The sequence below is a fragment of the Rhodoblastus sp. genome, assembly GCF_019449565.1.
Classification (GTDB): Bacteria; Pseudomonadota; Alphaproteobacteria; order Rhizobiales; family Beijerinckiaceae; genus Rhodoblastus.
In genome coordinates this window covers 20,143-44,664 of sequence record NZ_JAGRPM010000058.1, presented here as the reverse complement: position 1 = coordinate 44,664, position 24,522 = coordinate 20,143, and the positions used below count along the sequence as shown (strand labels likewise).

The following is a 24,522-nucleotide window of genomic DNA, read 5'->3' as shown; positions in this document are numbered from 1 at the left end:
CAAGGTGCAGCGGAAAACCGCCGCGTTGGCTTTGTCAATCACGGCATGGACGAACACGTCCTGCCCGAACCAGGGGTGAAGCGCGTACAAGACCTTCCGGCTAACGGTCCCGTGGGTCTTCTCAAATCGGGTTGTACAATCACGAGCGCCCCCATTCCGCGCTCGCCTATCAAACCCCGGCGGCCTATGCCGCCAATCTCTCCGCAACGGGCGATCGGCTGCGCAACCCCGACCAGCTCCGCCGATCGCCTGTTGCTCCCACCGCGCCTGACGGCGTAAAACCCGCCGAGACTCTAATCGCCGCTGGATGAAAGTTCGGGGGCACGTCACCGTCGGCGAATCCGGAAGGCTCCGATCATTTGGTTTTTCAGCCCCATTTTTTGGATTGCATAACCGAAATCAAGGACATGGCCAGAAGCATCCTGCTGAAGTAATGCGCTTGGCGTCAAAGCGGGATAAGTAATGAAGAATTTGCCGCCCGCTTATTTCGCTTTGACGATGGCGACTGGAATTATATCCATCGGCGCCTGGAATTTCCATTTCTTCTGGCTCGCGATCAGCCTTTTCGTTTTCAATCTAGCCGCCTACGTGGCGCTATCCGCGATGACTGTCGCGCGCGCGGTACGTTATCCGAGCTTGGTCTTCGCCGACATGACCGATCACCGCATTGGACCAGGGTTTTTCACCACGGTCGCCGGTTCGGCCATCGTCGGGACGCAATTCTTCCATTTCATGAGGGAAACCGGCGTTGCGATGGCTTTTCTGGGGCTGGGGGCCTTGTTATGGATCGGCCTGACCTATACCATTTTCACTGCCTTCACGGTTAAGCGCGAGAAGCCCTCGCTTGAAAAGGGCATCACCGGAGGTTGGCTCATCGCGGTTGTCGCGACACAGTCGATCGCCGTGTTGACGTCGCTGGTTTCGCGGGATACGCCGCAACCATACCGGGTCGAACTCAATTTCGTGGCCTTGTCGATGTGGCTTTGGGGCGGAATGTTCTACTCTTGGATCATCTCCCTGATCTTCTATCGTTATACATTCTTTCCCTTTTCGCCCGGCGATCTCGCGCCGCCATACTGGATCAATATGGGCGCGATGGCGATCTCGACTCTCGCCGGCGCACAGCTCATCCAGAACACGCCGGATGCGCCTTTCCTTTTGTCGCTGTTGCCGTTTCTCAAAGGTTTCACAGTGTTTTATTGGGCCACCGCGACCTGGTGGATTCCGATGCTTTTTGTCCTTGGCGTCTGGCGTCACCTGTATCGAAAGTTTCCGTTCCAGTACGACCCTTTATATTGGGGGGCTGTGTTTCCGCTGGGGATGTACAGCGCCGCAACGGCGCAAATGTCCATTGCGCTCGATCTGCCCTTTCTAATGCCGATCTCGTGGATAATGTTCCTAGTGGCGCTGGTGGTCTGGATAATCGTCTTCGTCGGTCTTCTGTCGCAACTGCTCAGTGATTTTCGTGTCCGTTGGGCATAACTGATAAGATTGGGAGAGCGTTGATTGACGGCTTATCGGCTCCAGGCCGTGCGGACGAATTTGAAGGCGGCGACATTTTTGGGATTCGCCGAAGCCGCCGAATGTTTGACCGCGGACAACTTCAAAGGCCACGGCCCTGACTAAAAGAGGTGCGCGATCCTTCCCTAGGAGCGACTTCTGCTGTTTGTGGCCACATCAAGGGCGGCGTTCGTGTGCCCGTCCGGACTCCGCCAGGAAGCTCCCAGATCGAACGTCGACGACCTCAAGACAAATCTGGACCGACCATGACGACTAATACACTTTCGACCATCACCTGTCCGTCTTGCGGCCATCGGGCCACCGAGATGATGCCGACGGACGCATTCATATTGTCTTATGAATGCAAGGGGTGCGGCGCCGTGCTCCACCCCAAGCCTGGACATGACTGCGTGTTCTGTTCCTATGGCGACATTCCCTGCCCGCCGGTTCAGGCGCGGCGCGCGGAAAGCGCCAAAGAAGGATCGTGTTGCGGCGCTTGCGGCGGCTGACCATGCTGGCGCTCGCCACCGCCCGCGCCTTTCTCCAGGAGGCGGCAAAAAGTCGGCGAGTGGTGACCTACCGGGATATGGCGAGCGCTTTGCGGGTAACGCCGCCCAACACAATTCATCAGGTGACGGTCGCGCTGGAGCGTCTGATGGAGGAGGACGCCGTTGCGCATCGCCCTTTCATCGCGGCGCTCGCGATCAGCGCAACGCTTGGCGACCTTCCCAGACGGGGTTTCTTCGACTGCTCCAGCCGCCTCGGCCGCTTCGCGGGCGATCCTGACGGTCAGGACGCCAGGACCTTTCACGCGAAGGAAGTGAACGCCGCGTTCGCTTTTTGGGGCGGCGCCGAAGCCGGATGAGAAAGACGGCCCCGATTGATTTAGAACCCAACGCCGCAACCATTCCTGCAAGAACGCGGATCAGGCCCGTCGATGCCAGGAGCGGGCGAGCATCGGACCATAGGCTACCGCAAATAAGCCGAAGGCCAGCGACCAGCAGACAGCCGATAACGCCAGAAGCTCCATATAGGCCGGCATGACGAATGGAGCGATGACCCGGGTTAAAGCGGCGGCATTGGCCAGAGCGTAGATCAGCAGCGTGACTCCGTCGGCGCGGCGTTCCCGGCCGGTATGGCTACGGCTCGTGCGCGTCATCACGGCCAGCGTCATCACGCCGATGGCGCCGGCGGTCAGGGCATGGATTGCGGCGGTTTCCGGGACTTGGGCTGGCGACAGGATCGAAGCGCCGAGCATGGCGAGACCAAGCGCGCACCAGAAATAGGCGAGGTGGAGAATGAGCACCATGCCGTCGCGGGCGGCAATCCATCCGCGCCAGCGCAGGAGGCGGACAAGCAAGCCTATGCCAGCCGCCGCCAGCAAGATGCCGCTCGGAAGCGAAGCGGGCTGGAGAACCCACGATGCGAGTCCGGCTCCGGTCAATGTGAGAACGCCCATGTCGAAGCGACCATAGGATGCAGGCTCGGTGCTGATCTTGCGCTGCGCCATCCAGTTGCGGGTGAAGCTTGGCACAAGGCGACCGCCCATTAACGCAATAAGAAACGTGATGAGGCCAACCGTTGTCCGCTCAGATGCAGCGCCGAGGTCCGGCGAGAGCGTGCGCATGTGAAAGCCGACATTCGCAATCGCCAGCAGCGATATGATGACGCAGGGGGCAAGGCTGCGCCAGTTTTTCGCCGCAAGCTGCTCCCGCCAGAGCGCCAGAGCGAACAGGATGAGAAAAGCGGCATCAATCAGAGCAGCAAAGGCGCCGAGGACGAGATAGGCCAGCATCGCCGCCCGCCCAGCAATCCACAGCGCTACCAGAGCCATGACGGGCCGCCCCGCGACCGGATAGTTGCCGGTCCAGTTGGCTCCGGCGATAATCATGTAGCCGACGATGACGGCGCAGGTGTAGCCGAACAGCATCTCATGGACATGCCAGTCGCGGGTGAACACCGCCGCCATATCATTGGCGACGCCGAAAAGGGGCAGGATCCAGAAAGGCGCCGCCAGTGCTGCCCAGACAGAGGCCAGAAGGAAAAAGGGGCGGAAACCAAAGCTGAATAGAGCCGGGCCACGATAGTCGCGAATGATCTGGAAAGTGGTCTTCACTGGCTCACCCTATAGAAGATGCGCATCGCCAACCCATTGGCTCGTCGATTGGCGGCCGCGTCGCCATAAGGTATATCACAAATATTTCTTTCTTGCTGCGATATGGACTATCGAATGAGGGAAGCCTACCAATCTGTCGTCCGACAAGACAGGCGTCCAGCAAAACCGTGCCGAGGTTTCCCATGCCCTTTAACGAACGCTCCAGGCACATCACGCAAGGCGTGGCTCGCTCACCCAACCGCGCCATGTATTATGCGCTGGGTTACGAGAAGTCCGATTTCGACAAGCCGATGATCGGCATCGCCAATGGCTATTCCACGATCACGCCCTGCAATGCCGGATTGCAGCCGCTGACCGATGCGGCTGCTGCGGCAATCAAGGCTGCCGGCGCCAACCCGCAGATATTTGGCGCGCCTACCATCTCGGACGGCATGTCGATGGGTACGGAAGGCATGAAATATTCGCTGGTGTCGCGTGAGGTGATCGCCGACTGTATCGAGACTTGCGTGCAGGGCCAGTGGATGGACGGCGTCGTCGCGTTGGGCGGTTGCGACAAGAACATGCCCGGCGGCATGATCGGCATTCTACGCGCCAACGCGCCGGCGATTTACGTCTATGGCGGCACCATCAAGCCGGGCCACTGGAAAGGCCAGGACCTTTCCATTGTCTCCGCCTTCGAAGCTGTCGGCGCATTCATGGCCGGCGCCATGAGCCAGGACGATTTCGAAGGCATCGAGCAGAATGCCTGCCCCTGCAATGGCTCCTGCGGCGGCATGTACACCGCCAATACAATGAGCTCCTCCTTCGAGGCGCTCGGCATGTCACTGATGTTCTCCTCGACGATGGCAAGCCCCGATGGAGAAAAGATCGCCAGCGCCGCCGAATCAGGGCGGGTGCTGGTCGAGGCGGTAAAGAAGGATCTCAAGCCGCGGGACATCGTTACGCGCAAGTCGATCGAGAATGCGGTGGCGCTTATCATGGCGGTCGGCGGGTCGACCAATGCGGTGCTGCATTATCTGGCCATCGCGCACGCTGCCGAGGTTGAGTGGACGCTCGACGATTTCGAGCGCGTGCGGCGCAAGGTTCCCGTGCTGTGCGACCTGAAGCCGTCCGGCATATACATGGCGGTAGACCTCCACGAGGCCGGCGGCATTCCGCAGGTGCTGAAACTTTTGCTCAATGCCGGCCTTCTGCACGGCGACTGCATCACGATAACCGGACGGACGCTGGCAGAGGAACTGGCCGATGTGCCGGACGAGCCGCGTCCCGATCAGGATGTGATCATGCCGATCTCGAAGGCCCTCTATCGTGAGGGCCACCTCGCCATCCTGAAGGGCAACCTCGCCGAGGACGGCGCCGTTGCCAAAATAACGGGGCTGAAGAGCCCCGCAATCACCGGCCCAGCCCGTGTCTTCGACGATGAGCAATCGGCCATGGAGGCGATCCTGGCTGACCGCATCAATCCGGGCGATGTTGTCGTGCTGCGTTATCTGGGGCCGAAGGGCGGACCGGGCATGCCGGAAATGCTGGCGCCAACCTCGGCGCTGGTCGGCCGTGGCCTCGGCGAGAGCGTCGGGTTGATCACCGATGGGCGCTTCTCGGGCGGCATATGGGGCATGGTCGTGGGTCACGTCGCTCCGGAAGCCTATGTCGGCGGCAATATCGCGCTGGCGCAGGAGGGAGACACCATCACCATCGACGCCCACCGGCTCTTGCTCCAATTGGAGGTGGATGAGGCCGAACTGGCGCGCCGACGCGCTGCCTGGAAACAGCCGGAGCCGCGCTACAGACGGGGCGTGCTCGCCAAGTTTGCCGCGCTGGCCCGCCCGGCAAACGAGGGCGCGGTGACGGGATAACCAGCGGGCCAGAGTTTGAGGAGGATTTGATCGCTGGGCTCGAAAGCGGTTTGGATGCGGCGGCGGGAGTTGGCTAGTCAGTCGGACAACGGCCGAAGCGTTGCGCGAAACTGTTTGTGGCAACTCACACAGCCCTGGGCAAGAGAGCCGAATGCCTTGGCCGCTCCGACTATGTCCTTTGCCGCCGCTCGTCTGGCGAGGTCCGCCGCCGCCCGATGGCTTTCTTCATCAACTCGTTCAAACCCGTGAAAACTCTTGCCGAGCTTGTCCTTTATCGCTGCGATGATCTCATCGGGAAGCGGATGACCTTCAATTGCCTTTGCCGATTCCTGGAGAGCCTTGAAGTCGTCGATGAGGAGCGCGTTGGTCAGCCGCAGGTATTCAGCGCCAAGGTGCGACATGATGGCGCGCAGCGTCACCTTCTGCTCTTCATGTTCTTCCTTCTGCGTTTGGGCGGACGCAGAGCTTGCCGACACGAGCCCAGCCGCGAGCAGGAGCGACACAAGCGTTGTTCCACAAGCTAGCTTGGCCGTTCTGTGTATCATCAGAGAACGGAGCCGGAACAACTGTGACGGAGCGTCCCATGAACCGAAATCAACTAGCGGTCAAAACTGCACGGTTTCATTTCTCCGTTTGTCGAAGCTGACCCGTCATCACCAGACCATGCTACCACATTGCGGCGAGTTTCCGGGAGCGACGTTGGGAACGCAGGAATCCTCACATTTCTGATCATTGGACTATGGGAAACCCCTTTCGATTGCGCGGCAAATTGAAACAACGCGCGGGCCAACGTTCTGATATGCTTGTCGCCCATAGCATTAACCCGGGGATCGCGCATTCGCCCCCCAGGATCGTCGGCAGGTCCTGAACAGCATCGCGCTCGAATCCGGCACGCTCAGACCAAACGCGACCTTGATTTTTCTGCGATCTTTTGCGATTCGCTTGCCATCGACCGTCCGCTGAGAGCACCTCATGAGCCAAGACCACCCGCAAGATTGGGATCCTCGTGCGACGCCGGTGCTCGACGATCAAATAGGCGCTTATGACCAAATGCGTCGTCAGTGTCCGGTCGCATTCAGCAATTACCTGCAGTGGTCGCTGTTCAGACATGACGACGTTCAGCGCGTCTTGCGGGATCACGAAACATTCAGCAATGCCGCATCGGCGCATCTCTCGATCCCCAACGGAATGGATCCGCCAGAGCACACCCCCTTTCGAAAAATCATCGAGCCCTATTTCCTCCCATCGGCGATGAGCCACTTCGAGCCTGTCTGTCGCGGCATTGCCGTGAATCTGGTGGCGCGGCTGCCCGTCCGGGGCGAGGTGGAATTGATGCGCGATTTCGCTCAGGACTTCGCATTGCAGATCCAATGCGCATTCATGGGTTGGCCCGCGACCTTGCACGAACCGCTGCGCGACTGGACCCGTCGAAATCGGGAGGCGACGCTTGCTGCCGACAGGGAGGCGATGGCCGCCGTCGCCTTGCAGTTCGACGGTTGTATCCGAGAGCTGCTGCACGTCCGTCGGGCCGCGGGCGCGACGGCGCCAGACGACACAACGACGCAGTTGCTGCGCGAGCAGGTGAACGGCCGGCCGATCGCTGATGAGGAGATAGTCAGCATCGTCCGTAACTGGACGGTCGGCGAACTGGCGACCATTTCCGCTTGCGTTGGCTTGATTGTCGGATATTTGGCGGCGCGCCCCAGCCTCCAAAGCCATTTAAGGAGCGAACGGAAGCTTCTGCCTGCCGCCATCGACGAAATTCTGCGAATAGACGCCCCTTTGATCTCCAATCGCCGCAGGACCACGAGGGCGGTGGAAATCGGCGGACAAAAGATCGAGGCGGGCGAACGCCTGACCTTGATCTGGGCGTCGGCCAATCGTGATGAGGCCAAATTCGGCGATCCGGACGAGTTCCGGCTGGATCGGAATCCCGACGACAACCTGCTTTATGGCGCTGGTATCCATGTGTGTCCGGGCGCGCCTCTTGCCCGGCTGGAATTGCGCATCGTCATGGAAGAGTTGCTGGCGCGCACCCAAAGTTTTTCGCTTTTAAAAGACAAGCCGCCCTCCCGAGCAGCTTATCCGGCCGGCGGATTCGCAACGCTTCCGTTATGGGTTGAAGCGGAGCCGCCTGCAACGTCGACGTCGCTGCAGGCGTGACAGGATCCATCTTGACCGCCTCACGCCCGCCAGTAGTTGTTCGCTGCGGCGATCGTTTGAAAATAAGTGGCAATAACCTGCGAAACGGCAATCAACTGCTGGGCATCCTGCTCGTAAGAGGCCCGCAGCTTGTTACGAACTTCGTCAGACGGCTGGGTTAGCCCGGATATCTCACGCCTCTGAAGCGCATCGGGGCCTCTGACGGTGTAAACTTGTTTTGCGAGAACGAGTTGCGCCGATTCGAGGGGGCTCCCCGATGCAGACGGAGTGTAGCGCGAGCGAGCTGGATTTTGGAAGGGCCGGCGGGCGCCGCGTGGTGGCGGATTTCGACGGCGGGATGGTTTCCTCGGACGCCGGGGCTCTCCTGCTCGGCGAGGCGGACAAGTCCATCAGGCTGGTCGAACGTTTCGCCGCCTGCTTCCAGGATTTCCGCAATCCCCTGTATGTCGTTCATCCGGTGACGACGCTGGTCGCCCAGCGCGTGTTCGGCCTGGCGCTCGGTTACGAGGATCTGATCGACCATGACGAACTGCGGCGCGATCCCGTGCTTGGCGTTCTGCTCGGCTCGTTTGATCGCGGGTCGGCGACGCCGGAGCCCCTGGCGGGAAAGAGCACGTTGAACCGGCTGGAGCATGCGCCGGCGGCCAGGCCCGGCCGCTATCACAAGATCAAGCATGACGGCGCCGCGATCGAGCAGCTTTTCGTCGATGTGTTCGTCGGCGCTCACGCCAGGCCGCCACGCGAGATCGTGCTCGACCTCGACGCCACGGATGATCCGTTGCACGGTCATCAGGAAGGCCGGTTCTTTCACGGCTATTACGACTGCTACTGCTATCTGCCGCCCTACGTTTTCTGCGGGCGCCATCTGCTGCCCGCCAAACTGCGGCGCTCGAACATCGACGGCTCCGCTGGCGCGGTCGAGGAGATGGCGCGGATCGTCGCGCAAATCCGCGCGCGTTGGCCTCGCGTGAGGATCGTGCTGCGCGCCGATTCCGGTTTCGCCCGCGAGGCGCTGATGGCCTGGTGTGAAGCCAACAAGGTCGACTACGTTTTCGGTCTGGCTCGCAACGCCCGGCTTGAGGCGCGCGTGGCGAACGCGCTCGCCGAAGCCCGGCGCCTGTCGGAGGCCCAAGCCGGCCAGCCGGCGCGGGTTTTCCGCGACTTCCTGTGGACGACGAAAGGCAGCTGGTCGCGGCGTCGCCGGGTGATCGGCAAGGCCGAATGGACGCGCGGCGAAGCCAATCCGCGTTTCCTCGTCACCTCGTTGAAACCGGACGCCTGGCGCGCCCGCGCGCTCTATGAAGACCTCTATTGCGCGCGCGGCGAGATGGAGAACCGCATCAAGGAGGCGCAAGCCGATCTGTTCGCCGACCGCACCTCCGCGGCGACGATGCGGGCGAACCAGTTGCGCCTGTGGTTCGCCTCGATGGCCTATGTCCTGCTCTGCGCCTTGCGCCGCATCGGCCTCGCCCACACCCAATTCGCCACGGCGACCTGCGGCACGATCAGGTTGAAGCTCTTGAAGCTCGGCGCCCTGGTGAAGATCAGCGCGCGCCGTGTGAAAATCGCCTTCGCCTCGGCCTGTCCGTGGGCCGACTAATGGCGCCTCGCCGCCGCACGGCTCTCTCACGCGCGCGGCTCACCCGCCTGAGAGCGCCGCCGCGGCGCTTGAAAACGCGGCATCGCTCAAAACCCACCGGAGACGCACAAAAATCAACACAGCTCGACAGCCAGGCCGCGTTTCTTGCGCCACAGATCTCGACGTCCGCGCCGATGCTGACGCCCAAGGACAGCCTAAAACTCACCGCAACGCTAAAGTTGGTGAGAAATGCGGGTTAGCTTCACACCCATTCTGGCAAGCTTTATTGCGAGTTCAAAACCAAGCTGCGGCGTCGCGGCTTCAAGGGTTGGTAGCCAATTTTCCGCCATTTTTAGGTCTCCTGCATTACAGGCGGTGATCGCCCGGCCTCCCTAGGCGATCAATCATTGCTCGACATTTTCATATTGTATAGGGGCGCGAGGGCGGACGCTTGCGCAGGCTGTTTGCCTCGATTGGGCGGCGCTTTGTCGCGCCGCGGAATCCTCGGCTGCGGAGCCAAACGCCAAACTGGCCGCCGCGTGACAGATAGCGGATAAAAGAGATATTATTGATATTGCTTTTGTCGCTGACGTGGCTTAAAAGATATACACAAGTTATCGCTTTTGTGGAGCGCCGACGGATAGGCTCGCAATTTCTGGAAGGAATGCCGATGGCCCATGTCGTCACCGACAACTGCATCAATTGCAAATACATGGATTGTGTCGAGGTCTGTCCAGTCGACTGCTTCTATGTCGGCGAAAACATGCTCGTCATCAACCCGGACGAATGCATCGATTGCGGAGTCTGCGTGCCCGAATGCCCGGCGGATGCGATCTTCCCGGACACGGACCCCCAGGCCGAGCCTCTCTGGCTCGACCACAACCGCAAATATTCCGAACTGTGGCCAAACATCCTGAAAAAGGGCCTGCCGCCGCCCGACGCGGAATCGTGGAACGGCGCGCCCGATAAATTCGGAAAGCATTTCAGCCCTGAGCCGGGCGAGAAATGAGGCGGCGTCGACGCCAATCTCGGCCTGTAATCCCGTTTCAACGCGTCGCAACGGCCGCCCGCGCGTCGATCTCTCCTAAAGCGGCCATTGGAGAACCAAGAATGTCTAATTCAACCGCCGACGCATCCATTGTCGACGTGCGCGCACTGCCGCCTGCGCAGCGCCACGCCACGATTTTCCGGCTCGTGGACGAATTAGAGGGCGGACGCTCCTTCACGCTTGTGAACGATCACGATCCGAAGCCGCTATATTACCAGCTCGAAGCGGAATATCCGGGCCAGTTTTCGTGGACCTATGCGGAGCGCGGACCGGACGTGTGCCAGGTCGAAATCGGCAAGCTGGCGCAGGCCGACTGACGACCGCCCGGAGGGGAGCGAAGCGCTGCGCCTTCGCTCCCGTCGTTCAATCAGTTAGCCGTGTCAAGAGGACAACACATGAACGGGGCGTCATTGTCTCGCTGGACGCTGAGCTATTTCGCATCAGGGCTTGCCGCGCTGCTCGTCGGCGAAATTCTCTTGGTCGCAGGCTTCGGATTTCCAAGCCACGCTCTCGATTCGCCCCAAACGCTCGTCCTCGTTCATCTCGTTGCCGTCGGATGGCTCAGCCTGCTCATGTGCGGCGCGCTCATCCAGTTCGTGCCGGTGCTCGTGGCGAAGCCTCTTGCCCATCCCGACCTGCCCGCCATCGCTTTGCCGTTAACGATCGCCGGCCTTGCGAGCGTCATTCTTGGTTTCCTCGGCATGGCCGGCGCCGGTTTTGGCCCCTCTCCCTGGCTGCAACTGGGCGGGATCGGCCTTGCCTGCGGCTTTGCGCTCAATATCTGGAACCTCGGCCGCACAATGTGGACTGCGCGCCCGATCGGCCTGGCGGCTCGTTTCGTTGCGCTAGGTCTGGCGAGCCTTGCGGGCGTCATCGCGCTTGGCCTCGTCTTTTCGTCCACCATCGGCGGCTGGTCCGCGAATGACGTCGTCGTCCGGCTGACGTCGCAAGCCATTCCCATCCACGCCGCCCTCGGGCTCGGCGGCTGGCTGACCGTCACGGCAGTCGGCGTCAGCTATCGGCTGCTCGCCATGTTCATGCTCGCGCCCGAGGCCGAGCGGCGCACGAGCGCCGTTGCCCTATACGCTGGCGGCGCGGCCTTTCTCATCCTTCTCGTCGGCGGCCCAGTCTGCATTCTTGTCTTGAACCGCGACCCCACGCATCCGCTTGCCGCCGCTCTCGTTCTCGCGACGCTCAGCCTCACATGTTACGGCTATGACGCCGTCGGCCTCTATCGCGCCCGCAAGCGCAAAAAGCTCGAACTCAACACAAGAATGGCGGCATGGGCGCTCGGCTGTCTGGGGCTCGGTTTACTACTGACTCTCCTTGCGACGGCTTCGGGGGAGATCAACCGCAGCATTGGCGCCCTCACCTTCCTGTTCGCCTTCGGCTGGCTGACGGGGCTGGGGCTCGCCAAGCTCTATAAAATCATCGCCTTCGTCACCTGGCTGGAATGCTATGGCCCATCGCTTGGCAGGCGCCCGACGCCGCGCGTGCAGGACCTCGTCGACGAGGGGCGCGTCCTGCCCTGGTTCCTGCTTTATTTCCTGAGCGTCGCCGTCGCTTCGGCCGCGGCGTTTTTCGGCGCGCCATTCGTTTTCCGCGCGGCCGCCGCAGCGATGCTCGCCGCCACGGGCAGGATCTGCGTCGAATTTGTGCGGATCCGCACCTTGCGCTTCGTGTCGAAGCCGCTGCTGCCGCAAGACGCCGGCGCGTGGCCGAGGCTGCTTCTTACCAAACTGCAACCTTTAAAATCCTGAGGAGATGTCGATGGCGCCCAAACCCTATGAACTCGACTTGCGCCCGATCCTGCGGGCCGGCGGAGAACCCTTCGCCGACATCATGCAAGCGGCCGGCGGACTGGCTCCCGGGCAATCCCTGAGCCTATTGGCGACCTTCGAACCGGTCCCGCTCTATCGGACGCTCGCGCGGAAAGGCTTCGATCATGCCGCCCGGGAAATCGGCGGCGGCGACTGGGAGGTTCTTTTCACGCGCGCCGTTTCTGAAAGCGGCGCTCGCGCGGACGAAAACATCCAGGCTTCGACGGTGGGAATTTCCGCCCAGGCGTGGCCGGAGCCGCTGGGCCATGAGGATTTTCGCGATTTCGATCCGCCCGAACCAATGGTGCGCATCCTTGCGGCGCTGGAAGAAATGAGGCCTGGCGAGGTCTTGTCGGCCCTCCTGGACCGCGAACCGCTGTTCCTGTTTCCCGAACTGCGCCAGCGCGGACACCACTGGCGTGGCGCCGTCGAGCCGGATGGAACATCCTACAGGCTTCTGGTCCGCGCCGGACTGTCGAACGAGGCCGCGGCATGAGAGAAGCGAACGACCTTGCAGAGTGCGTGCATGAAGTGCTTCGGGAAGTCATCGACCCGGAGATCGGCATCAATATCGTGGACGTTGGGCTCGTCTATGACGTTTCTATCGACGAAGCCGGAATCGCTAGGATCACCATGACGACGACGACGAAAGGCTGTCCGGCGACAAGCTACCTGAAGGATGGCGCGCGCGAGGCGGCGCGATCCGTCGCCGGCGTTCAAGGCGTCGAAGTTCAAATCACTTACGATCCGCCGTGGACTCCCGGCATGATGAGCGACGTCGCGAACAATTTGTTGGGGTTTTGATACTGACGCAGAAGTTGCAATCAACTGCGGCAGCCTCGCCGCCGACGGCGCCTTGCTCCGGACAGTACGCCGTCGTCGGTCTGCTGCTCGACGCGGTGCAGAAGCTTGCGGACGCCGGCGAAGTCGATCAGGCTTGCAGAATCGCCGGAAAGGCTTGTGTCATTCTGCGTCATTGCGCGCCGGCGGCCGAGCATCGCTTCAACGCGCTGCTTCATCGTCTTGCCCGGCGGCTGACAGAGTCGGATTGATGTCGTCATTCGTTTGTCTGGCGACGTCGCCAAAAACCAAGGAGCGCTGAAATGTCCGAGTCCCTGTATCCTCCCTCATCGCGCGAGATTTCCGAAAGAAGGCGGGCTCTTGCGCCCGAAACCGAGAAAGCCTTCCAGGCCTTCAGCCGCCAGGTCTTCGCCGACGGGGCGCTGCCCGCCAAGACCAAACAGCTGATCGCCGTCGCGGTCGCACATGTCACCCAGTGTCCATATTGCATCAAAGGCCACACCAAGGCCGCGTTGCGCCATGGCGCGACACGTGAGGAATTGATGGAGGCGATTTGGGTCGCTGCGGAGATGCGAGCCGGCGCCGCCTATGCGCACAGCGCGATTGCGCTGGCGACGATGGACGAAGCTGATCAACCGCGGGGCGGCTGAAGGCCGGCTGCTTGGCTGCCGTTTACCATTCTGACGAGCTTGCAGAAGAGATATTATGGATATATTTTTTTGCAAAGTGTGCAATGCGTCACAAGATGATGGCCGTTGCCACTCTCGCAAGGAGCAACCATGCGATTGATGAGTTTCACCGACTACGCTCTTCGGCTGCTGATGTATGCGGCGGCGCATGAGGACCGCCTGATCACGATTGAAGAGACGTCCAAGGTCTTCAATATCTCGTTCGGCCATGTCAAGAAGGTCGCTTACACGCTGGCGCGCGCCGGCTATCTAAAAGCGGTGCGCGGCCGGTCGGGCGGCCTGACGCTGGCCCAGCCCCCAGAAAAGATTCGTCTCGGCGACGTCATCCGTGCGACTGAGCCTGATTTCGCCATGGTCGAATGCTTTGCTTCAGGAAACCAGTGCATCATCACGCGCTATTGTCGGATGCGCGGCATCCTTCATGAAGGCCTCGACGCCTTTAACGCCGTTCTCGATAAATATACGTTGGCGGACTTGATGCTCAGGCCAAAGGATTTTGGCGTCCGACCTGCCGCGTGATTTTGACCGTTTTCCGTCGCCAGATGCTCACAGTCTGTCGAGGAGCGCTGATGGGCGACAATGGCGGCGCGAACGCGATGGAGGCTCGCGCCAATTACGATTGGCGCGGCGGGCTATTTAACGCTTTCGGCCTTTTCCCGAAATGACGGTTTGGATTGAACGGCCTCGGCACGGGCTGCGGCAAGCTCCATCCATTCACGAAGAATCCCCTGGTCGTCCCTGGAAAAGGGCGCCCGGCGCTTGACGTCATCCAACGATTCACCGGGGTGACAGCGTAAGAAATCATCACGGATCAGAGATTCGAGGTAAGCTCGTTCGGTTTCGTCGGTGGGGCGCGAATAATCGTGCGAGTTGGTCAGCATGGCGGCTTCTCCGTGTGGATCTTTGGATCGTCGTCCTTCGACTTTCGCTTAAAGGCCACAAAGTCTTTTTCCTTCACGCGGGTTGCGGGCGGGTCGCGGTAGATCTCTGGTTGCTCCCGCACGATCGTCCCGACCTGCATCTCAGCAATCGCAGACGCACGCGCCACACGTCCGGTCCGACCTCCAGATATGTCCAATCGCAGCGACCGGCATGGTGGGCTTCCAGTTGGAGTCGAAGGGGTTTTGGATCATGATCGACCACGAGCTGAAACGATTGGTCCGGCTCTAGGTGCTCGAACAACTGAAAAATGACCGTATGCCGATAGCGTGGATCGATATCGGCGACCTTGATGACACGTTCGTTTCGGTCACGGTTCAACATGCCTTGATTGCCCGTAGTTTGGCCTCCATGGCCTCACGGGCCGAAATACCGACGCCAAGATAAAGCGCCCTCACGCGCCGGATTGTCCGTTCGGCGAGCTCTCGTTCCAGCAGCCCGCGCACGAAGGAGAGAAAGAATGGCTTCAGGATGCGGCCGGTGACGCCGCGCTCGGCGCATATGAGATCAAGGATATTGCGCGCGAGACCGGATAGACTGGCGGGAGCGGCCGTCGGATCGAAAATGACGCGCAATTCCTGCTCGACGCGCTCCCAATTACCACCCGATATATGCGTCAAGACGTTATTGATGTGCGAATGGCTGCGAAAGGCGATGAGGGTGCGGTAGGCCAGTTCGTCGACGGCCATTTCCGAGCGCGCGGTCCAACTTTGCGACGTTGGCGTCCGGGACGAGATTTGCGACCGAGGGATTGCGCTGGACAGCAGCGGGGACGCCAGCTGCCTGCTGAGATTCGGTTGGTGAAGCATGGGCGCCTTCCTTAAAGAGATATCATTAATATCTCTTACCACAATTCCGGCGCGACGCAAGGGAAGAGAGGTCACGAAGCGCAGCCGTCCAGCGGCTTGTCAAAGCAGTCAGGAACGCCTCATTCGGGACGATCCGCGGCGCATTCGCTTGGCGGTCCTTTCTCGGTTCGCTTGCTATTGCAACGGCGCGCTGTTCGTTATAAGATATATTAATAATATCGCTTTTAGGCTAACGTTCTTCGGGGAAGGCACAGACATGCTCGAGAATTTTGAGACAGCGGCTTTCGAACTCGCGGCGGCCATAGAGGAGCCGGAGCCTAATTTTTGGGAAGCTGCCATGAAATGTGGCGTTGCGGTAGAGACCGCGCGGGAATTGTTTCCGTCGAGCTACTGTCTTGCTTCCGTCTCAATGGCCAGTGGCGAAAAGCCGGCCGCGATAATCGACGCGCCGATGCTGGAAAATCGCAAACAAGAGGGCGGCCTGGCCGACGACGGAGCCGGGAGGACGCGCGGCATCGTCCCACCGGACGACGAGACCCTGACGCGTATGTCACGTGAAATTTTCCGCGACCTAGGCATCAAGGAAGCCGCGGTTGTCGCCTATTTCGCTCACTATCACCACATTGGGAGGCGCCGGGCCGAACTGGCCTGACCAAGTGGCCCGGCGCCGCCCGCGCCCTTCCGTGAAAGGAGGTAATTGGGTTGGAATATTCGAAGATGTTCACACACTTCGTCCGGTCGCTCCGCGAGGAGCGGCGCTCGCGCCCGCCGAACGTGGGCGCGGACCGCGGTCGTGACCAATGATACCTCGAGGGAATTCTTTACAGCGCGCGACCCTCTTGCCCGACTATACTACGGACGAAATGAAATTCCAGCGACGGCTCGCCCGCTATCACAGATGGAGCGCAACATGAATATCGAGATTCGTGACGGAGAGATCGAAGTTGACGCCGAACTGCTTGGCGATCTTCTTAAAATTTTGCCTGAAGAGGTTCCAGTTCTGATGCGATCGCGATCGATTACGAGCATCTGCGAACATGGCGTCGATGATCACGTCGGACAATATCGGTTGAGCTTTTTCTACCGAAACCGACGCGCGCGCCTTAGCGTCGATCGCGATGGAAATATACTGCGACGCAGTTCGATCGACTTCGGCGAGAGGCAACTGCCCGCCTCACTGCGCAGGTCAGGCGATTAGAGCAGGCTAGGGACGTTCTGAATAGATTGGATTGAACCGACCCGCTGCTCGAGCGAACCCACCAAAATACTTCAGCCGCCACTAATTCCGGCCGCGATCTCGACCATATCGATTTCGACTTTTTTTTCATCAGTCGCGTGGAATTGCGCCATATGTTCCCGCAGAGCAAGACGCATAGCGTCTTCTTGGCCGGGCTTGGGCGATGTCCAGGCGACTTGCCTCGCGATTGCGGCAAGGATGCGGACTTGCGCTTCCATGACTTCGATTTCTCTCGCGATCCGGTCATGTTCCACAGATAGAACGAAATCACCATTGCGTCTGATGCAGACGCCAAGGCAATCGCGAAACGCCTCGACCTGACCGCAGCAGCGGCAGACCCAAATCTCCATCCGTTCGTCGTCGGGCGCCGGGTCGGGCCGCGGCTGGAGCGGCGGTTCCGCCGCAAGGGCGCGAGCCTTCCCGCGCAATGACGCCGAAGCGGAGAGAAAACGCCCGAGGTCTTCGGTCGAGGCGGCAAGTTCGGCTACGAAGCGGCGCAAAGCCTCGCTTCGTTCCATCAAGTTCAGATGGAATTCCAGCAGATCGGCATGCCGTTGGGCGTCGATGACGAAATTTCGCTTGAAATCGCAAGACCCGGAGCATTCCGCAGCATTGCCCATCGCGCCGCAGCCGATGCACCGCCAGAGCGTCAGGATCCCGGACGAAAACCCGTCATCGACGTCCGCCATGGTCACGTTCCTCGACCGGGGTTTTTCGCGTCGCGATCGTGCCGATGATCGAGGCGCTCCAAGGCTTCCTCCAGCGCCGCCCCATGGAAGGCAAAGGCGAGCAGAGCCTCCTCGCCGTCGATGGAGATCGCCTCGGCGTCGAGAAAACTCAGCAGGCAGGCCATGCTTTCGGAAGTTTCGCCGAAGCGCAGTCTGTCGCCTGGCTGAACGCGCCCCGCCGGAGCAATCGCCACCAGCCGACGATCCTCGCCGACTTTTCTGACAAGCACCGCCTCGATCGGCGCGGAATCCGCGCCGCGAAATCTTGATCCGAAAAGCACAGGTCTGCCGCTCATTTCGCCTTCGCGCGCTTTGTTTAAAAGATTTCCGGAATAATCCGCAAGTTCCGCCTCTTGCGCCACATTAAGAATATGGCGGCGCCCGAACGTGCTCAAGCGCAACGAACCTTCCGCTTTTCCCGGAAAAATACGGGCCATTCGTAAATCGCGAAAGTCTCAGTGGGGAAAAACATATGGAATCGACGAATCCGGATACGAGTCTGGGGGACCGGCCGATTGGCGAGATCGCCGTGGAAAGGCCGGGCTCGACCGCCATTTTTCGCAAATTCAAGCTGGATTATTGCTGCGGCGGCGATGTTTCCCTCGCCACCGCGGCGGCCCGCCGTGGCGCCGATCTTGAGGCGATCGAGCGCGAGCTCGCCGCCATCGTTCCCTCGCCCGGCGAGCCGCCCGCGGGAACGAGCGATTTGATCGATCACATTCTTTCGCGCTTCCACGACACGCATCGTCGCGAGTTGCCGGAGTTGATCATGCTGGCGCGGAAGGTCGAAAAAGTGCACGCGGATCATCCAGACGTCCCGAGAGGGTTGGCGCAGTTTCTGGATCGACTGGCTCGCGAACTCGATTCCCACATGGCCAAGGAAGAACAAATCCTCTTTCCGATGCTGCGCGCGGGCTATCCGGGAGCCGTGGGACCGATCTCGGTCATGCGGGCGGAACATGTCGATCACGGCGAGGCGCTCGAAGCGCTGGCGGCCACGACCAACAACATGCTACCGCCGCCCGGCTCCTGCGGCTCATGGAAGGCGCTTTACGCCGGCTTGCGCAAATTGTCGGACGACCTCCTCGAACACATTCATACCGAAAACAATATCCTGTTCCCGCGTTTCGACCATTGACGAGGGCGGCTTGGGAAAAGCGCTTTCCCAAGCCGCCAGCCGCCAGCCGGCAAACGGCGGATCGCCCCGACGGGGACGCGGATTACCGGCGCTCAATCTCGATTTCCTTCATTTCTGCCGACTTCCGCGGGCTTCGGACATGTCGTGGCGACCGGCGCACGCGCGCAGGCTCGCCCGCGCAAGGTCGATGAGGCCGATTTCGCGCGCGGCCGCATAAACGAGGTAGATCGAATGCGAGAATTCCGGGGCGCCCGGAATCAGGCGCATCGAACCGTCCCGCAGGCATGGCTCGATCGAGCCGAGCCGGAAATAGCCGGAACCGCCCACGGCCTGCAGATAGCCTCGGGCGAGGGGGCCGAAATTGATGAAAACCGGAGGATTAGAAAATTGCGGGAGCGCCGCGTCGTGATAGGGCGAAAAATTCGGTCCCCAATCGACATAGACGTAATTTTCGTCGTCGGGCTCTCGCCGATCGGCGCCTGACGCCGCGAGGACAAGCTTTTCGTCATACAAAAGCTCGGCGACGAGATCGTCGAAACGCGGGGGATTGTGCATCACGCCAATGTCCAGCGCGCCTTCGCGAATGCGCTCGATCAAGCGTTCCGCAGAATCGATTTCCACCCGCAGGGCAATCCTGGATTGCTCGCGCCGCATCAAGACGAGCCAATCCAACATCATCGGATCCCACAATGTCAGTTCGCCGCCGACGGCCAAGCCCTCGGTGCGTCCGGGCGGCAACCGGATTTCCTGCCGCGCGCTCTCCCAGGTCTGCACCAGCGCGGCCGCGTGACGGCGAAAACGTTCGCCGGCCGCTGTCAGCCGCGCTCCGGATTTGTTGCGAACGAACACCTGGCGGCCCAACTGGTCTTCCAGCAACCTGATGCGGGCGCTGACGGCGGTCGGCGTGATGCTGAGTTTTTCGGCGGCCGCGAGGAAATTGCCCGTCGCGATGATCGTCAGGAATGTGCGCGCCAGTTCTATATCCATGATTTTCTGCGATAAGTTCCGACGTGACCGGCAAAGGACCGCGTGCGCCGGATCTTAATATGTCAGCCCAGCCTGTCCATGGCGAGTACGACGGTAAGGAGGCCTCCTCCGATCATGACCACGCTGCGCGCATCGACCAGACCGAAGATCGTGCCCAGAGATGAAACCGACATGACGGAGAGCGCAACTATCCAGCGCAAAGGCAGATGAGCCTCGTGGTTCGGCGAGGAGTCCGTGCGGTGAAAGGATGCGGATGGCGCGGGTTTTTCTGACATGGCGGACCTGTTCGGGAGCGGCTTCGAAATGACAATGGCCGAAACGCCGCCGCGCGAACAACGAAAGTTGTTGTGTTTTTAATGCAAAAAAATTGATCTGAATTTGGGTGCTTGCCTGGGCGCCCACCGGCGGCGCGAGGGCGTTCGCCTTTTTACCTTGCTTCGGTCGCAACGTGTCCCGCCAGGCGCCGCCTGGCCCGCTGACGCTCATAGGCGGCGGCAAGTTTAGCCGTCTCGCGGGAGATATCGTTGGCGCCCTCGATCGCCTTGATACATTCGCGAATAATGGGATCCTCGGCCATGCGTTTGCGACGGTCGTCGCCCGATAGCCCCTTCAGCAAAGGGCAGAACTCAGGATCGAAAAATTTGCGTTGGGACGATTGATCGCACATGATTGAAGAGCACAATAGAAGGAATACGCGCCGCCAGCGAATTGCATATGCCAGTTTCGCGCGTGGCGGAATTGATCCTCATCAAATTTTTGCGCAATTCGGAAAAAAGGAAACCGGCGCCGCGAAATCGTGCGCGGCGCCGTGATGGCCAAAATCAGGCCGGCGAGCGCAGGGCCTTTTCCTGCTCGTGGACGACGCGCTTCAACCTTTCCGTTTCCTCACTTGCGCCCCATCGGTCGAAATGCAGGAGGGTTTCGAGCGGAAGGCGGGGGAGCCAGCCGGCGGCCTCCAGTTCCGGTTTCGGATGGTAGCCCCTGACTTTCCCGACGCACAGATAGGCGATCGGAACGATCCGCCTGGGAATGCCGAGAATGCGCTGGAGCTTTCCATTATCGAAAATGCTCACCCAGCCGACGCCGAGCCCCTCGGCGCGCGCCGCCAGCCAGAGATTTTGCACGGCGCAGACGGAGGCGAAAAGGTCCATGGCGCGGATATGGGTCCGTCCAATCACGGCAGGGCCGGCGCGGTCGCGGTCGCAGGTCACGCAAATATTGACGGGCGATTCGAGAATGCCTTCGAGCTTGAGCGCGCGGTAGGTTTCGCGCTTCTCGTCGGGAAACATCAGCGCCGCTTCGGCGTGGGCCTGCCGGAAGGCCTCATGAACCTGCGTCCGGACCTCGCGGTCGCGGACAATGACAAAGCTCCATGGCTGCATGAAGCCGACCGACGGCGCATGGTGCGCCGCCGACAGCAACCGGCCGAGAATCTCGTCCGGGACCGGGTCGGGCAGAAATTCGCCTCGCGTGTCGCGCCTTGTGAAGATGGCGCGATAGACGCCGGCGCGTTCGGCTTCGGGCAAGGGTTCGGCAGGCAAGAGAGTCGCGGTTTTTTCCATCGTCATTCCCCTTGATGGAGCTTTCGCCGCGCCGTCCGCGCGCGACGAAAAAAACCTGCCGGCCGGTCTTCTGACTCGGGCTCCGCCCGCCGAAACGCCTTCCCGGATCGACCAGTGGCGAATGTTCCGGCAGTCCCCCTCACAGCGCTGGGCGCGTCGCGGATTCTCGCCGCGTTCCCGATTCTTCCATGCGAAACGCTCGCCTGGACACCGGCAGATCGTGTCGAATTACCAAACCGCATCGACGCCGCATAGAGTCTTGTAAGGAACTCGTGAGAAATGCGTAAGAAGTCGCGCCGCGCTCCATCCACTTAACTAAAGTCAAACGCCGGCGCGGCGGCGGGCCTAGATTTCCGCGGCGCCGTCAATGGCGCCTGTTCCGGAAAACGTGAGGAAACGCCATGAACTGGATTGAACCCGCCTATTGCGACGTCCGCCTCGGCTTCGAAGTGACGGCCTACGTTTACGTTCGCTGATGAAGGCTTGAACGCGACCGCGGTTTCCGAGCAAGAATGTGGAGGCCGCGGCGCAGTCGCCGCGAGGTTGGCATGAACGACGAAACGCCGCTGCGCCCCGAGGATGCGGTCGAGCTCAATCCGACCCATCATTTCCGATGGGAGGAGCCGCAACAGGCGCACGTGCTGCTTTATCCCGAAGGGATCGTGAAGCTCAATGAAACGGCGGCCGCGATCATCGAGGCGGCGATCGCCGCGCCGACGATTGACGCCGCCGCGAAAACGATTGCGTCCCGCTACGGCCGGGACGATCTCGAACCAAAAATAATGAATTTTCTGGAGGACGCCCGTGCCAAAGGATGGATCCGGGTTAAGTCTTGACGGCCTTGGCATGCCCTTGTGGCTGGTCGTCGAACTCACCTACAAATGTCCGTTGAAGTGCCCCTGGTGCAGCAATCCGGTCGATTTCGAACGCTACCGCAACGAGCTTTCGACCGAGGAATGGAAAGACGTGTTGCGCCAGGGCCGCGCGCTCGGCGCCCTGCAACTCGGCTTCACGGGCGGCGAGCCGATGCTCCGCCCCGACCTTGAGGAACTCGTCGCCGAGGCGGAGCGTCTTGGCTATTACACGAATCTCATCACCTCCGGCGTCGGCCTGAATCCGGAGCGGCTGCGGGCGCTGAAGGCGGCCGGACTGAAGCAGGTCCAGCTCAGCGTTCAGGCGCCGGACCGCGAACTCAGCAAATCCCTGGTCGGCCTCGACGTGTTCGACCACAAGATCGAAATCGCGCGCGCCATCAAGGCGGAGGGCCTGCCGATGGTCCTCAACGTGCCGGTCAGCCGCTACAACATCGAACGCACGCAGGAATTCATCGATCTGGCGGAAGACCTCGGCGTCGAATATGTCGAATTCGCCAATCTACAATATTATAATTGGGCGCTGTTGAATCGGGCCGAACTTCTGCCCACGCGCGAGCAGATCGATCTCTCGGAAAAACTCGTCAACGAAGCGCGGGCGCGGCTTGGCAAGAAGCTGACGATATACTTTGTCGTGCCCGATTATTACGACAATCGGCCCAAAGCCTGCATGAATGGCTGGGGATCTATCCATCTCACCATCGCGCCCGATGGCACGGCGCTGCCCTGCCAGGAGGCGCGGCTGATCGAGACGCTGGAGTTTCCGAACGTTCGCGAGCGGGGCCTCGCCTGGGCTTGGCGCGAGTCTCCGGCGTTCCAGAAATTTCGCGGCGATTCCTGGATGAAGGAGCCATGCCGATCCTGCGACGAAAAGGAAAAGGATTTCGGCGGCTGCCGCTGTCAGGCGTTCCTTTTGACCGGCGACGCCGCCAATACCGATCCGGTTTGCGTCAAGTCTCCCGACCGGGGCCTGATCGACGAACTGACCGGCTGCGCCAGGAGCGACAGCCCCCGATGCGCCGACAAGCTTGTTATGCGCGACATCCACAAGCGGCTCGCCGCCGCGGCGACGGCCAAGGCCTGAGGCGCGCCGGTGCCGCTGACCATTGTCGATCTCGCGGCCCGCTGGCTGCATATCGCCGGGGTTCTGGTCTGGGTGGGCCATAACTGGGCCAACGTCGTCAACCACCCCTATTACCGGCGGGTCTTGCCGCAAGATCCGCCGGACGCGATCCGGGGCGTTTTCATGGCCGCTTCGAAACGCGAGCACGGCGTCTTCCGCTACGCTTCGCTGGTAGTCTGGGCCAGCGGCCTGGTCATGCTGTGGATGCGCGGCGAACTCGTCGAGGCCTACACCTTGTCGGCTCCTTCGCCATGGATCGGCCTGGGCGTCTGGGCCGGCACCCTGATGCTGCTCAATCTCTGGCTGGTGCTGTGGCCGCACCAGAAGAAGGTGCTCGGTTTCGTGGCCGCGCCGGTCGAAGAACGCCTGCGCTGCACGCGCGTCACCTTCCTGTCCTCGCGCACCAACAGCTTCCTGTCCCTCATCACCCTCCTTTTCATGGTGATGGGCGCGCATGGCGGATGAAGGGAGCGGCGCGCGATGACTCTTTTCAGTTTTGCCTCCGCCCAGGGACCGCTGCCGCGCGAAGTTCTGACCCAGTTGCGCGACGAGATCAATCCGGGCGCCGGCGCTCTCTCGCTGCTGGAGCTGCCGTTTTCCGTTCCCGCGTTCGAGGAGATGCGCGCGGCGGCCGAACAGGATTTGCGCGAACTGCTGGCCTTGCCGGAAGACTATTCCGTTCTTTTTTTGCAGGGCGGCGCCTCGGCCATGTTCGCGCTGGTTCCGATGAATCTCCTGCGCCGGGGCGAAGCCGCGGATTATATCGAAACGGGCCTGTGGTCGCGGCGGGCGGCGCGGGCGGCGCAACCCTGGGGCGTCGTGCGCGTGGCGGCGAGCGGCGATGGGCGTTCCCTGCCGCCGGCAACGCAATGGCGCCGGTCCGGGGACGCCGTCTATTGTCATCTGACCACGACGGAAACCGTTGAAGGGCTTCAGTATTTCTCCTTTCCCGCGGCGGATGGCGTCCCAATCGTCGCCGACATGACCGCCGATTTTCTCACGCGCCCGCTCCAGCTTGCCCCCTTTGGGCTGATCTACGCCAGCGCGCAGAAAAACCTCGGCATCGCCGGCCTGACAATCGTCGTCGTCCATCGGGCCTTTGTCGAGCGCGCCCACGGAATTGCGCCGGCGCCGCTCGACTTCGCGCGACAGGCCGAAGCGCGAAGCAAGGTCAACACGCCGCCGGTCTTTGCCATCGCCGTCGCCGGCAAGGTCTTGCGCTGGCTGCGTGGAAACGGCGGCCTTGCCGCCGCGGAAGAGCGGGGCGAGCGCAAGGCAAAGCCGCTTTACGCGGTCATCGACGACGACGATTTTTATGACGCACCTGCGCCCAAACGCGACCGATCCCGCGTCAGCCTGCGTTTCCATTTGCCGGAGCCGCGCCTCGAAGAGACTTTTTTGCGCGAAGCGGAAGCGCAGGGGCTCGTCCATCTGCGCGGCCATGCCGAAATCGGCGGCTTGCGCGCCGCGCTTTATAATGGCGTGACGCAGGAGGCGGTGGAGGCGCTCGCCGCGTTCATGCGGGATTTCCGCCAGCGCCGGGGGTGATGGCGTG

The 24,522-nt window shown here is 61.2% G+C and carries 34 protein-coding genes, 1 pseudogene and 1 riboswitch; of the genes and pseudogenes, 22 read left to right on the top strand and 13 right to left on the bottom strand.

Annotated features, from left to right (window positions below):
- Positions 1-134 precede the first annotated feature (134 nt).
- The 4 genes and pseudogenes from QZ409_RS13900 to QZ409_RS13885 all read left to right on the top strand — a co-directional run.
- Positions 135-311: pseudogene (locus QZ409_RS13900) on the top strand (IS3 family transposase); the annotation flags it as partial.
- 151 nt (positions 312-462) lie between these two features.
- Positions 463-1,482, top strand: a complete 1,020-nt coding sequence (locus QZ409_RS13895) for a tellurite resistance/C4-dicarboxylate transporter family protein (RefSeq protein WP_296712400.1) — start codon at positions 463-465, stop codon at positions 1,480-1,482.
- A 284-nt stretch (positions 1,483-1,766) separates the two neighbouring features.
- Positions 1,767-2,009, top strand: coding sequence for a GDCCVxC domain-containing (seleno)protein (locus QZ409_RS13890; RefSeq protein ID WP_296712397.1), 243 nt, complete (start codon positions 1,767-1,769; stop codon positions 2,007-2,009).
- Positions 1,985-2,365 carry a hypothetical protein gene (locus tag QZ409_RS13885; protein ID WP_296712394.1) on the top strand — a complete coding sequence of 127 codons (381 nt, stop codon included), beginning with the start codon at positions 1,985-1,987 and terminating at the stop codon, positions 2,363-2,365. Before QZ409_RS13890 ends, QZ409_RS13885 begins: the two co-directional genes overlap by 25 nt.
- Positions 2,366-2,425: 60 nt before the next feature.
- Here QZ409_RS13885 and QZ409_RS13880 read toward each other — a convergent pair whose 3' ends face one another.
- The gene (locus tag QZ409_RS13880; protein WP_296712392.1) at positions 2,426-3,616 is read right to left on the bottom strand and encodes an NnrS family protein; all 1,191 of its coding nucleotides are present in this window, start codon (positions 3,614-3,616) and stop codon (positions 2,426-2,428) included.
- Between the two features lie 182 nt (positions 3,617-3,798).
- On the opposite strand from QZ409_RS13880, the gene ilvD reads away from it, so the two are divergent.
- A complete protein-coding gene (gene ilvD / locus QZ409_RS13875; RefSeq protein WP_296712390.1) occupies positions 3,799-5,472 on the top strand; it encodes a dihydroxy-acid dehydratase in 1,674 nt (557 codons plus the stop codon).
- Positions 5,473-5,549: 77 nt separating this feature from the next.
- Here the strand turns inward: ilvD and QZ409_RS13870 are convergent, their stop codons facing one another.
- On the bottom strand, positions 5,550-5,975 hold the full coding sequence (locus QZ409_RS13870; protein ID WP_296712388.1) for a cytochrome c: 426 nt from the start codon (positions 5,973-5,975) through the stop codon (positions 5,550-5,552).
- A 469-nt stretch (positions 5,976-6,444) separates the two neighbouring features.
- Between QZ409_RS13870 and QZ409_RS13865 the strand changes: the two genes are divergently transcribed.
- A complete protein-coding gene (locus tag QZ409_RS13865) occupies positions 6,445-7,635 on the top strand; it encodes a cytochrome P450 (protein ID WP_296712385.1) in 1,191 nt (396 codons plus the stop codon).
- 20 nt (positions 7,636-7,655) lie between these two features.
- On the opposite strand, the gene QZ409_RS13860 is transcribed toward QZ409_RS13865, so the two are convergent.
- Positions 7,656-7,805: a hexameric tyrosine-coordinated heme protein gene (locus tag QZ409_RS13860; protein ID WP_296712411.1), complete on the bottom strand. Its 150-nt coding sequence runs from the start codon at positions 7,803-7,805 to the stop codon at positions 7,656-7,658.
- An 86-nt stretch (positions 7,806-7,891) separates the two neighbouring features.
- Between QZ409_RS13860 and QZ409_RS13855 the strand changes: the two genes are divergently transcribed.
- The gene (locus tag QZ409_RS13855; protein ID WP_296712382.1) at positions 7,892-9,235 is read left to right on the top strand and encodes an IS1380 family transposase; all 1,344 of its coding nucleotides are present in this window, start codon (positions 7,892-7,894) and stop codon (positions 9,233-9,235) included.
- A 212-nt stretch (positions 9,236-9,447) separates the two neighbouring features.
- Here the strand turns inward: QZ409_RS13855 and QZ409_RS13850 are convergent, their stop codons facing one another.
- Positions 9,448-9,564: a hexameric tyrosine-coordinated heme protein gene (locus QZ409_RS13850; protein WP_296712379.1), complete on the bottom strand. Its 117-nt coding sequence runs from the start codon at positions 9,562-9,564 to the stop codon at positions 9,448-9,450.
- Between the two features lie 320 nt (positions 9,565-9,884).
- Here QZ409_RS13850 and fdxA point away from each other — a divergent pair, with 320 nt between their 5' ends.
- From fdxA to QZ409_RS13825, 5 genes are all read left to right on the top strand, one after another.
- Entirely contained in the window at positions 9,885-10,223 is a 339-nt protein-coding gene (gene fdxA / locus QZ409_RS13845) for a ferredoxin FdxA (protein WP_296712376.1), read from the top strand.
- Between the two features lie 101 nt (positions 10,224-10,324).
- On the top strand, positions 10,325-10,579 hold the full coding sequence (locus tag QZ409_RS13840; RefSeq protein ID WP_296712373.1) for a DUF2249 domain-containing protein: 255 nt from the start codon (positions 10,325-10,327) through the stop codon (positions 10,577-10,579).
- A 78-nt stretch (positions 10,580-10,657) separates the two neighbouring features.
- A complete protein-coding gene (locus QZ409_RS13835) occupies positions 10,658-12,022 on the top strand; it encodes a hypothetical protein (protein ID WP_296712369.1) in 1,365 nt (454 codons plus the stop codon).
- A gap of 10 nt (positions 12,023-12,032) precedes the next feature.
- Positions 12,033-12,578 (top strand): DUF2249 domain-containing protein, encoded by a 546-nt coding sequence (locus tag QZ409_RS13830; protein ID WP_296712364.1) that lies wholly within the window; start codon positions 12,033-12,035, stop codon positions 12,576-12,578.
- On the top strand, positions 12,575-12,886 hold the full coding sequence (locus QZ409_RS13825) for a metal-sulfur cluster assembly factor (RefSeq protein WP_296712362.1): 312 nt from the start codon (positions 12,575-12,577) through the stop codon (positions 12,884-12,886). The genes QZ409_RS13830 and QZ409_RS13825 overlap by 4 nt, the downstream gene beginning before the upstream one ends.
- A 20-nt stretch (positions 12,887-12,906) precedes the next feature.
- Here QZ409_RS13825 and QZ409_RS13820 read toward each other — a convergent pair whose 3' ends face one another.
- Positions 12,907-13,143, bottom strand: a complete 237-nt coding sequence (locus QZ409_RS13820) for a hypothetical protein (RefSeq protein ID WP_296712359.1) — start codon at positions 13,141-13,143, stop codon at positions 12,907-12,909.
- 42 nt (positions 13,144-13,185) lie between these two features.
- Between QZ409_RS13820 and QZ409_RS13815 the strand changes: the two genes are divergently transcribed.
- Entirely contained in the window at positions 13,186-13,533 is a 348-nt protein-coding gene (locus QZ409_RS13815; protein ID WP_296712354.1) for a carboxymuconolactone decarboxylase family protein, read from the top strand.
- Between the two features lie 129 nt (positions 13,534-13,662).
- Positions 13,663-14,091 carry an Rrf2 family transcriptional regulator gene (locus QZ409_RS13810; protein ID WP_296712352.1) on the top strand — a complete coding sequence of 143 codons (429 nt, stop codon included), beginning with the start codon at positions 13,663-13,665 and terminating at the stop codon, positions 14,089-14,091.
- 113 nt (positions 14,092-14,204) lie between these two features.
- Here QZ409_RS13810 and QZ409_RS13805 read toward each other — a convergent pair whose 3' ends face one another.
- From QZ409_RS13805 to QZ409_RS13795, 3 genes are all read right to left on the bottom strand, one after another.
- Entirely contained in the window at positions 14,205-14,453 is a 249-nt protein-coding gene (locus QZ409_RS13805; RefSeq protein ID WP_296712349.1) for a hypothetical protein, read from the bottom strand.
- A 73-nt stretch (positions 14,454-14,526) separates the two neighbouring features.
- Positions 14,527-14,835, bottom strand: coding sequence for a DUF2249 domain-containing protein (locus QZ409_RS13800; RefSeq protein WP_296712347.1), 309 nt, complete (start codon positions 14,833-14,835; stop codon positions 14,527-14,529).
- Positions 14,829-15,200 carry a hypothetical protein gene (locus QZ409_RS13795; RefSeq protein ID WP_296712344.1) on the bottom strand — a complete coding sequence of 124 codons (372 nt, stop codon included), beginning with the start codon at positions 15,198-15,200 and terminating at the stop codon, positions 14,829-14,831. The genes QZ409_RS13800 and QZ409_RS13795 overlap by 7 nt, the downstream gene beginning before the upstream one ends.
- 268 nt (positions 15,201-15,468) lie before the next feature.
- Between QZ409_RS13795 and QZ409_RS13790 the strand changes: the two genes are divergently transcribed.
- Together QZ409_RS13790 and QZ409_RS13785 are read left to right on the top strand one after the other, a co-directional pair.
- On the top strand, positions 15,469-15,972 hold the full coding sequence (locus QZ409_RS13790; protein WP_296712342.1) for a hypothetical protein: 504 nt from the start codon (positions 15,469-15,471) through the stop codon (positions 15,970-15,972).
- Between the two features lie 246 nt (positions 15,973-16,218).
- Positions 16,219-16,518 carry a DUF6522 family protein gene (locus QZ409_RS13785; RefSeq protein WP_342394845.1) on the top strand — a complete coding sequence of 100 codons (300 nt, stop codon included), beginning with the start codon at positions 16,219-16,221 and terminating at the stop codon, positions 16,516-16,518.
- 71 nt (positions 16,519-16,589) lie between these two features.
- Here QZ409_RS13785 and QZ409_RS13780 read toward each other — a convergent pair whose 3' ends face one another.
- On the bottom strand, positions 16,590-17,246 hold the full coding sequence (locus QZ409_RS13780; protein WP_296712337.1) for a hypothetical protein: 657 nt from the start codon (positions 17,244-17,246) through the stop codon (positions 16,590-16,592).
- Between the two features lie 2 nt (positions 17,247-17,248).
- A complete protein-coding gene (locus QZ409_RS13775) occupies positions 17,249-17,581 on the bottom strand; it encodes a hypothetical protein (protein WP_296712334.1) in 333 nt (110 codons plus the stop codon).
- Between the two features lie 176 nt (positions 17,582-17,757).
- Here QZ409_RS13775 and ytfE point away from each other — a divergent pair, with 176 nt between their 5' ends.
- Entirely contained in the window at positions 17,758-18,423 is a 666-nt protein-coding gene (ytfE, locus tag QZ409_RS13770) for an iron-sulfur cluster repair protein YtfE (RefSeq protein ID WP_296712332.1), read from the top strand.
- Between the two features lie 108 nt (positions 18,424-18,531).
- Here the strand turns inward: ytfE and QZ409_RS13765 are convergent, their stop codons facing one another.
- From QZ409_RS13765 to bluB, 3 genes are all read right to left on the bottom strand, one after another.
- Positions 18,532-19,410 carry a LysR family transcriptional regulator gene (locus tag QZ409_RS13765; protein ID WP_296712329.1) on the bottom strand — a complete coding sequence of 293 codons (879 nt, stop codon included), beginning with the start codon at positions 19,408-19,410 and terminating at the stop codon, positions 18,532-18,534.
- 62 nt (positions 19,411-19,472) lie between these two features.
- Complete coding sequence (locus tag QZ409_RS13760) at positions 19,473-19,685, bottom strand: hypothetical protein (protein WP_296712327.1); 213 nt, start codon at positions 19,683-19,685, stop codon at positions 19,473-19,475.
- A gap of 546 nt (positions 19,686-20,231) precedes the next feature.
- The gene (bluB, locus tag QZ409_RS13755) at positions 20,232-20,972 is read right to left on the bottom strand and encodes a 5,6-dimethylbenzimidazole synthase (RefSeq protein WP_296712325.1); all 741 of its coding nucleotides are present in this window, start codon (positions 20,970-20,972) and stop codon (positions 20,232-20,234) included.
- 42 nt (positions 20,973-21,014) lie between these two features.
- A riboswitch (cobalamin riboswitch) is annotated at positions 21,015-21,202 on the bottom strand.
- A gap of 171 nt (positions 21,203-21,373) precedes the next feature.
- Between bluB and pqqA the strand changes: the two genes are divergently transcribed.
- The 5 genes from pqqA (at position 21,374) to serC (ending at position 24,515) form a co-directional block, all read left to right on the top strand.
- On the top strand, positions 21,374-21,448 hold the full coding sequence (pqqA, locus tag QZ409_RS13750; RefSeq protein WP_296712409.1) for a pyrroloquinoline quinone precursor peptide PqqA: 75 nt from the start codon (positions 21,374-21,376) through the stop codon (positions 21,446-21,448).
- Between the two features lie 72 nt (positions 21,449-21,520).
- Entirely contained in the window at positions 21,521-21,808 is a 288-nt protein-coding gene (gene pqqD / locus QZ409_RS13745; RefSeq protein ID WP_296712324.1) for a pyrroloquinoline quinone biosynthesis peptide chaperone PqqD, read from the top strand.
- Positions 21,777-22,928: a pyrroloquinoline quinone biosynthesis protein PqqE gene (gene pqqE, locus QZ409_RS13740; protein WP_296712321.1), complete on the top strand. Its 1,152-nt coding sequence runs from the start codon at positions 21,777-21,779 to the stop codon at positions 22,926-22,928. Before pqqD ends, pqqE begins: the two co-directional genes overlap by 32 nt.
- 9 nt (positions 22,929-22,937) lie before the next feature.
- A complete protein-coding gene (locus tag QZ409_RS13735) occupies positions 22,938-23,432 on the top strand; it encodes a hypothetical protein (RefSeq protein WP_296712318.1) in 495 nt (164 codons plus the stop codon).
- Positions 23,433-23,447: 15 nt separating this feature from the next.
- Positions 23,448-24,515 (top strand): 3-phosphoserine/phosphohydroxythreonine transaminase, encoded by a 1,068-nt coding sequence (gene serC / locus QZ409_RS13730; RefSeq protein WP_296712315.1) that lies wholly within the window; start codon positions 23,448-23,450, stop codon positions 24,513-24,515.
- The last annotated feature ends 7 nt before the right edge of the window (positions 24,516-24,522 follow it).

Excerpts from the sequence above, each read along its gene's own strand:
- QZ409_RS13760 (WP_296712327.1), bottom strand. The coding sequence starts at position 19,685 with ATGTCAGAAAAACCCGCGCCATCCGCATCCTTTCACCGCACGGACTCC.
- QZ409_RS13835 (WP_296712369.1), top strand. The coding sequence starts at position 10,658 with ATGAACGGGGCGTCATTGTCTCGCTGGACGCTGAGCTATTTCGCATCA.
- QZ409_RS13840 (WP_296712373.1), top strand. The coding sequence starts at position 10,325 with ATGTCTAATTCAACCGCCGACGCATCCATTGTCGACGTGCGCGCACTG.
- QZ409_RS13805 (WP_296712349.1), bottom strand. The coding sequence starts at position 14,453 with ATGCTGACCAACTCGCACGATTATTCGCGCCCCACCGACGAAACCGAA.
- pqqD (WP_296712324.1), top strand. The coding sequence starts at position 21,521 with ATGAACGACGAAACGCCGCTGCGCCCCGAGGATGCGGTCGAGCTCAAT.
- QZ409_RS13810 (WP_296712352.1), top strand. The coding sequence starts at position 13,663 with ATGCGATTGATGAGTTTCACCGACTACGCTCTTCGGCTGCTGATGTAT.
- QZ409_RS13850 (WP_296712379.1), bottom strand. The coding sequence starts at position 9,564 with ATGGCGGAAAATTGGCTACCAACCCTTGAAGCCGCGACGCCGCAGCTT.
- serC (WP_296712315.1), top strand. The coding sequence starts at position 23,448 with ATGACTCTTTTCAGTTTTGCCTCCGCCCAGGGACCGCTGCCGCGCGAA.
- QZ409_RS13830 (WP_296712364.1), top strand. The coding sequence starts at position 12,033 with ATGGCGCCCAAACCCTATGAACTCGACTTGCGCCCGATCCTGCGGGCC.
- QZ409_RS13765 (WP_296712329.1), bottom strand. The coding sequence starts at position 19,410 with ATGGATATAGAACTGGCGCGCACATTCCTGACGATCATCGCGACGGGC.
- QZ409_RS13795 (WP_296712344.1), bottom strand. The coding sequence starts at position 15,200 with ATGGCCGTCGACGAACTGGCCTACCGCACCCTCATCGCCTTTCGCAGC.
- QZ409_RS13825 (WP_296712362.1), top strand. The coding sequence starts at position 12,575 with ATGAGAGAAGCGAACGACCTTGCAGAGTGCGTGCATGAAGTGCTTCGG.
- QZ409_RS13855 (WP_296712382.1), top strand. The coding sequence starts at position 7,892 with ATGCAGACGGAGTGTAGCGCGAGCGAGCTGGATTTTGGAAGGGCCGGC.
- QZ409_RS13800 (WP_296712347.1), bottom strand. The coding sequence starts at position 14,835 with ATGTTGAACCGTGACCGAAACGAACGTGTCATCAAGGTCGCCGATATC.
- fdxA (WP_296712376.1), top strand. The coding sequence starts at position 9,885 with ATGGCCCATGTCGTCACCGACAACTGCATCAATTGCAAATACATGGAT.
- ilvD (WP_296712390.1), top strand. The coding sequence starts at position 3,799 with ATGCCCTTTAACGAACGCTCCAGGCACATCACGCAAGGCGTGGCTCGC.
- QZ409_RS13780 (WP_296712337.1), bottom strand. The coding sequence starts at position 17,246 with ATGGCGGACGTCGATGACGGGTTTTCGTCCGGGATCCTGACGCTCTGG.
- QZ409_RS13895 (WP_296712400.1), top strand. The coding sequence starts at position 463 with ATGAAGAATTTGCCGCCCGCTTATTTCGCTTTGACGATGGCGACTGGA.
- QZ409_RS13785 (WP_342394845.1), top strand. The coding sequence starts at position 16,219 with ATGGAGCGCAACATGAATATCGAGATTCGTGACGGAGAGATCGAAGTT.
- ytfE (WP_296712332.1), top strand. The coding sequence starts at position 17,758 with ATGGAATCGACGAATCCGGATACGAGTCTGGGGGACCGGCCGATTGGC.
- QZ409_RS13890 (WP_296712397.1), top strand. The coding sequence starts at position 1,767 with ATGACGACTAATACACTTTCGACCATCACCTGTCCGTCTTGCGGCCAT.
- bluB (WP_296712325.1), bottom strand. The coding sequence starts at position 20,972 with ATGGAAAAAACCGCGACTCTCTTGCCTGCCGAACCCTTGCCCGAAGCC.
- QZ409_RS13815 (WP_296712354.1), top strand. The coding sequence starts at position 13,186 with ATGTCCGAGTCCCTGTATCCTCCCTCATCGCGCGAGATTTCCGAAAGA.
- QZ409_RS13775 (WP_296712334.1), bottom strand. The coding sequence starts at position 17,581 with ATGAGCGGCAGACCTGTGCTTTTCGGATCAAGATTTCGCGGCGCGGAT.
- QZ409_RS13820 (WP_296712359.1), bottom strand. The coding sequence starts at position 13,143 with ATGACGACATCAATCCGACTCTGTCAGCCGCCGGGCAAGACGATGAAG.
- QZ409_RS13865 (WP_296712385.1), top strand. The coding sequence starts at position 6,445 with ATGAGCCAAGACCACCCGCAAGATTGGGATCCTCGTGCGACGCCGGTG.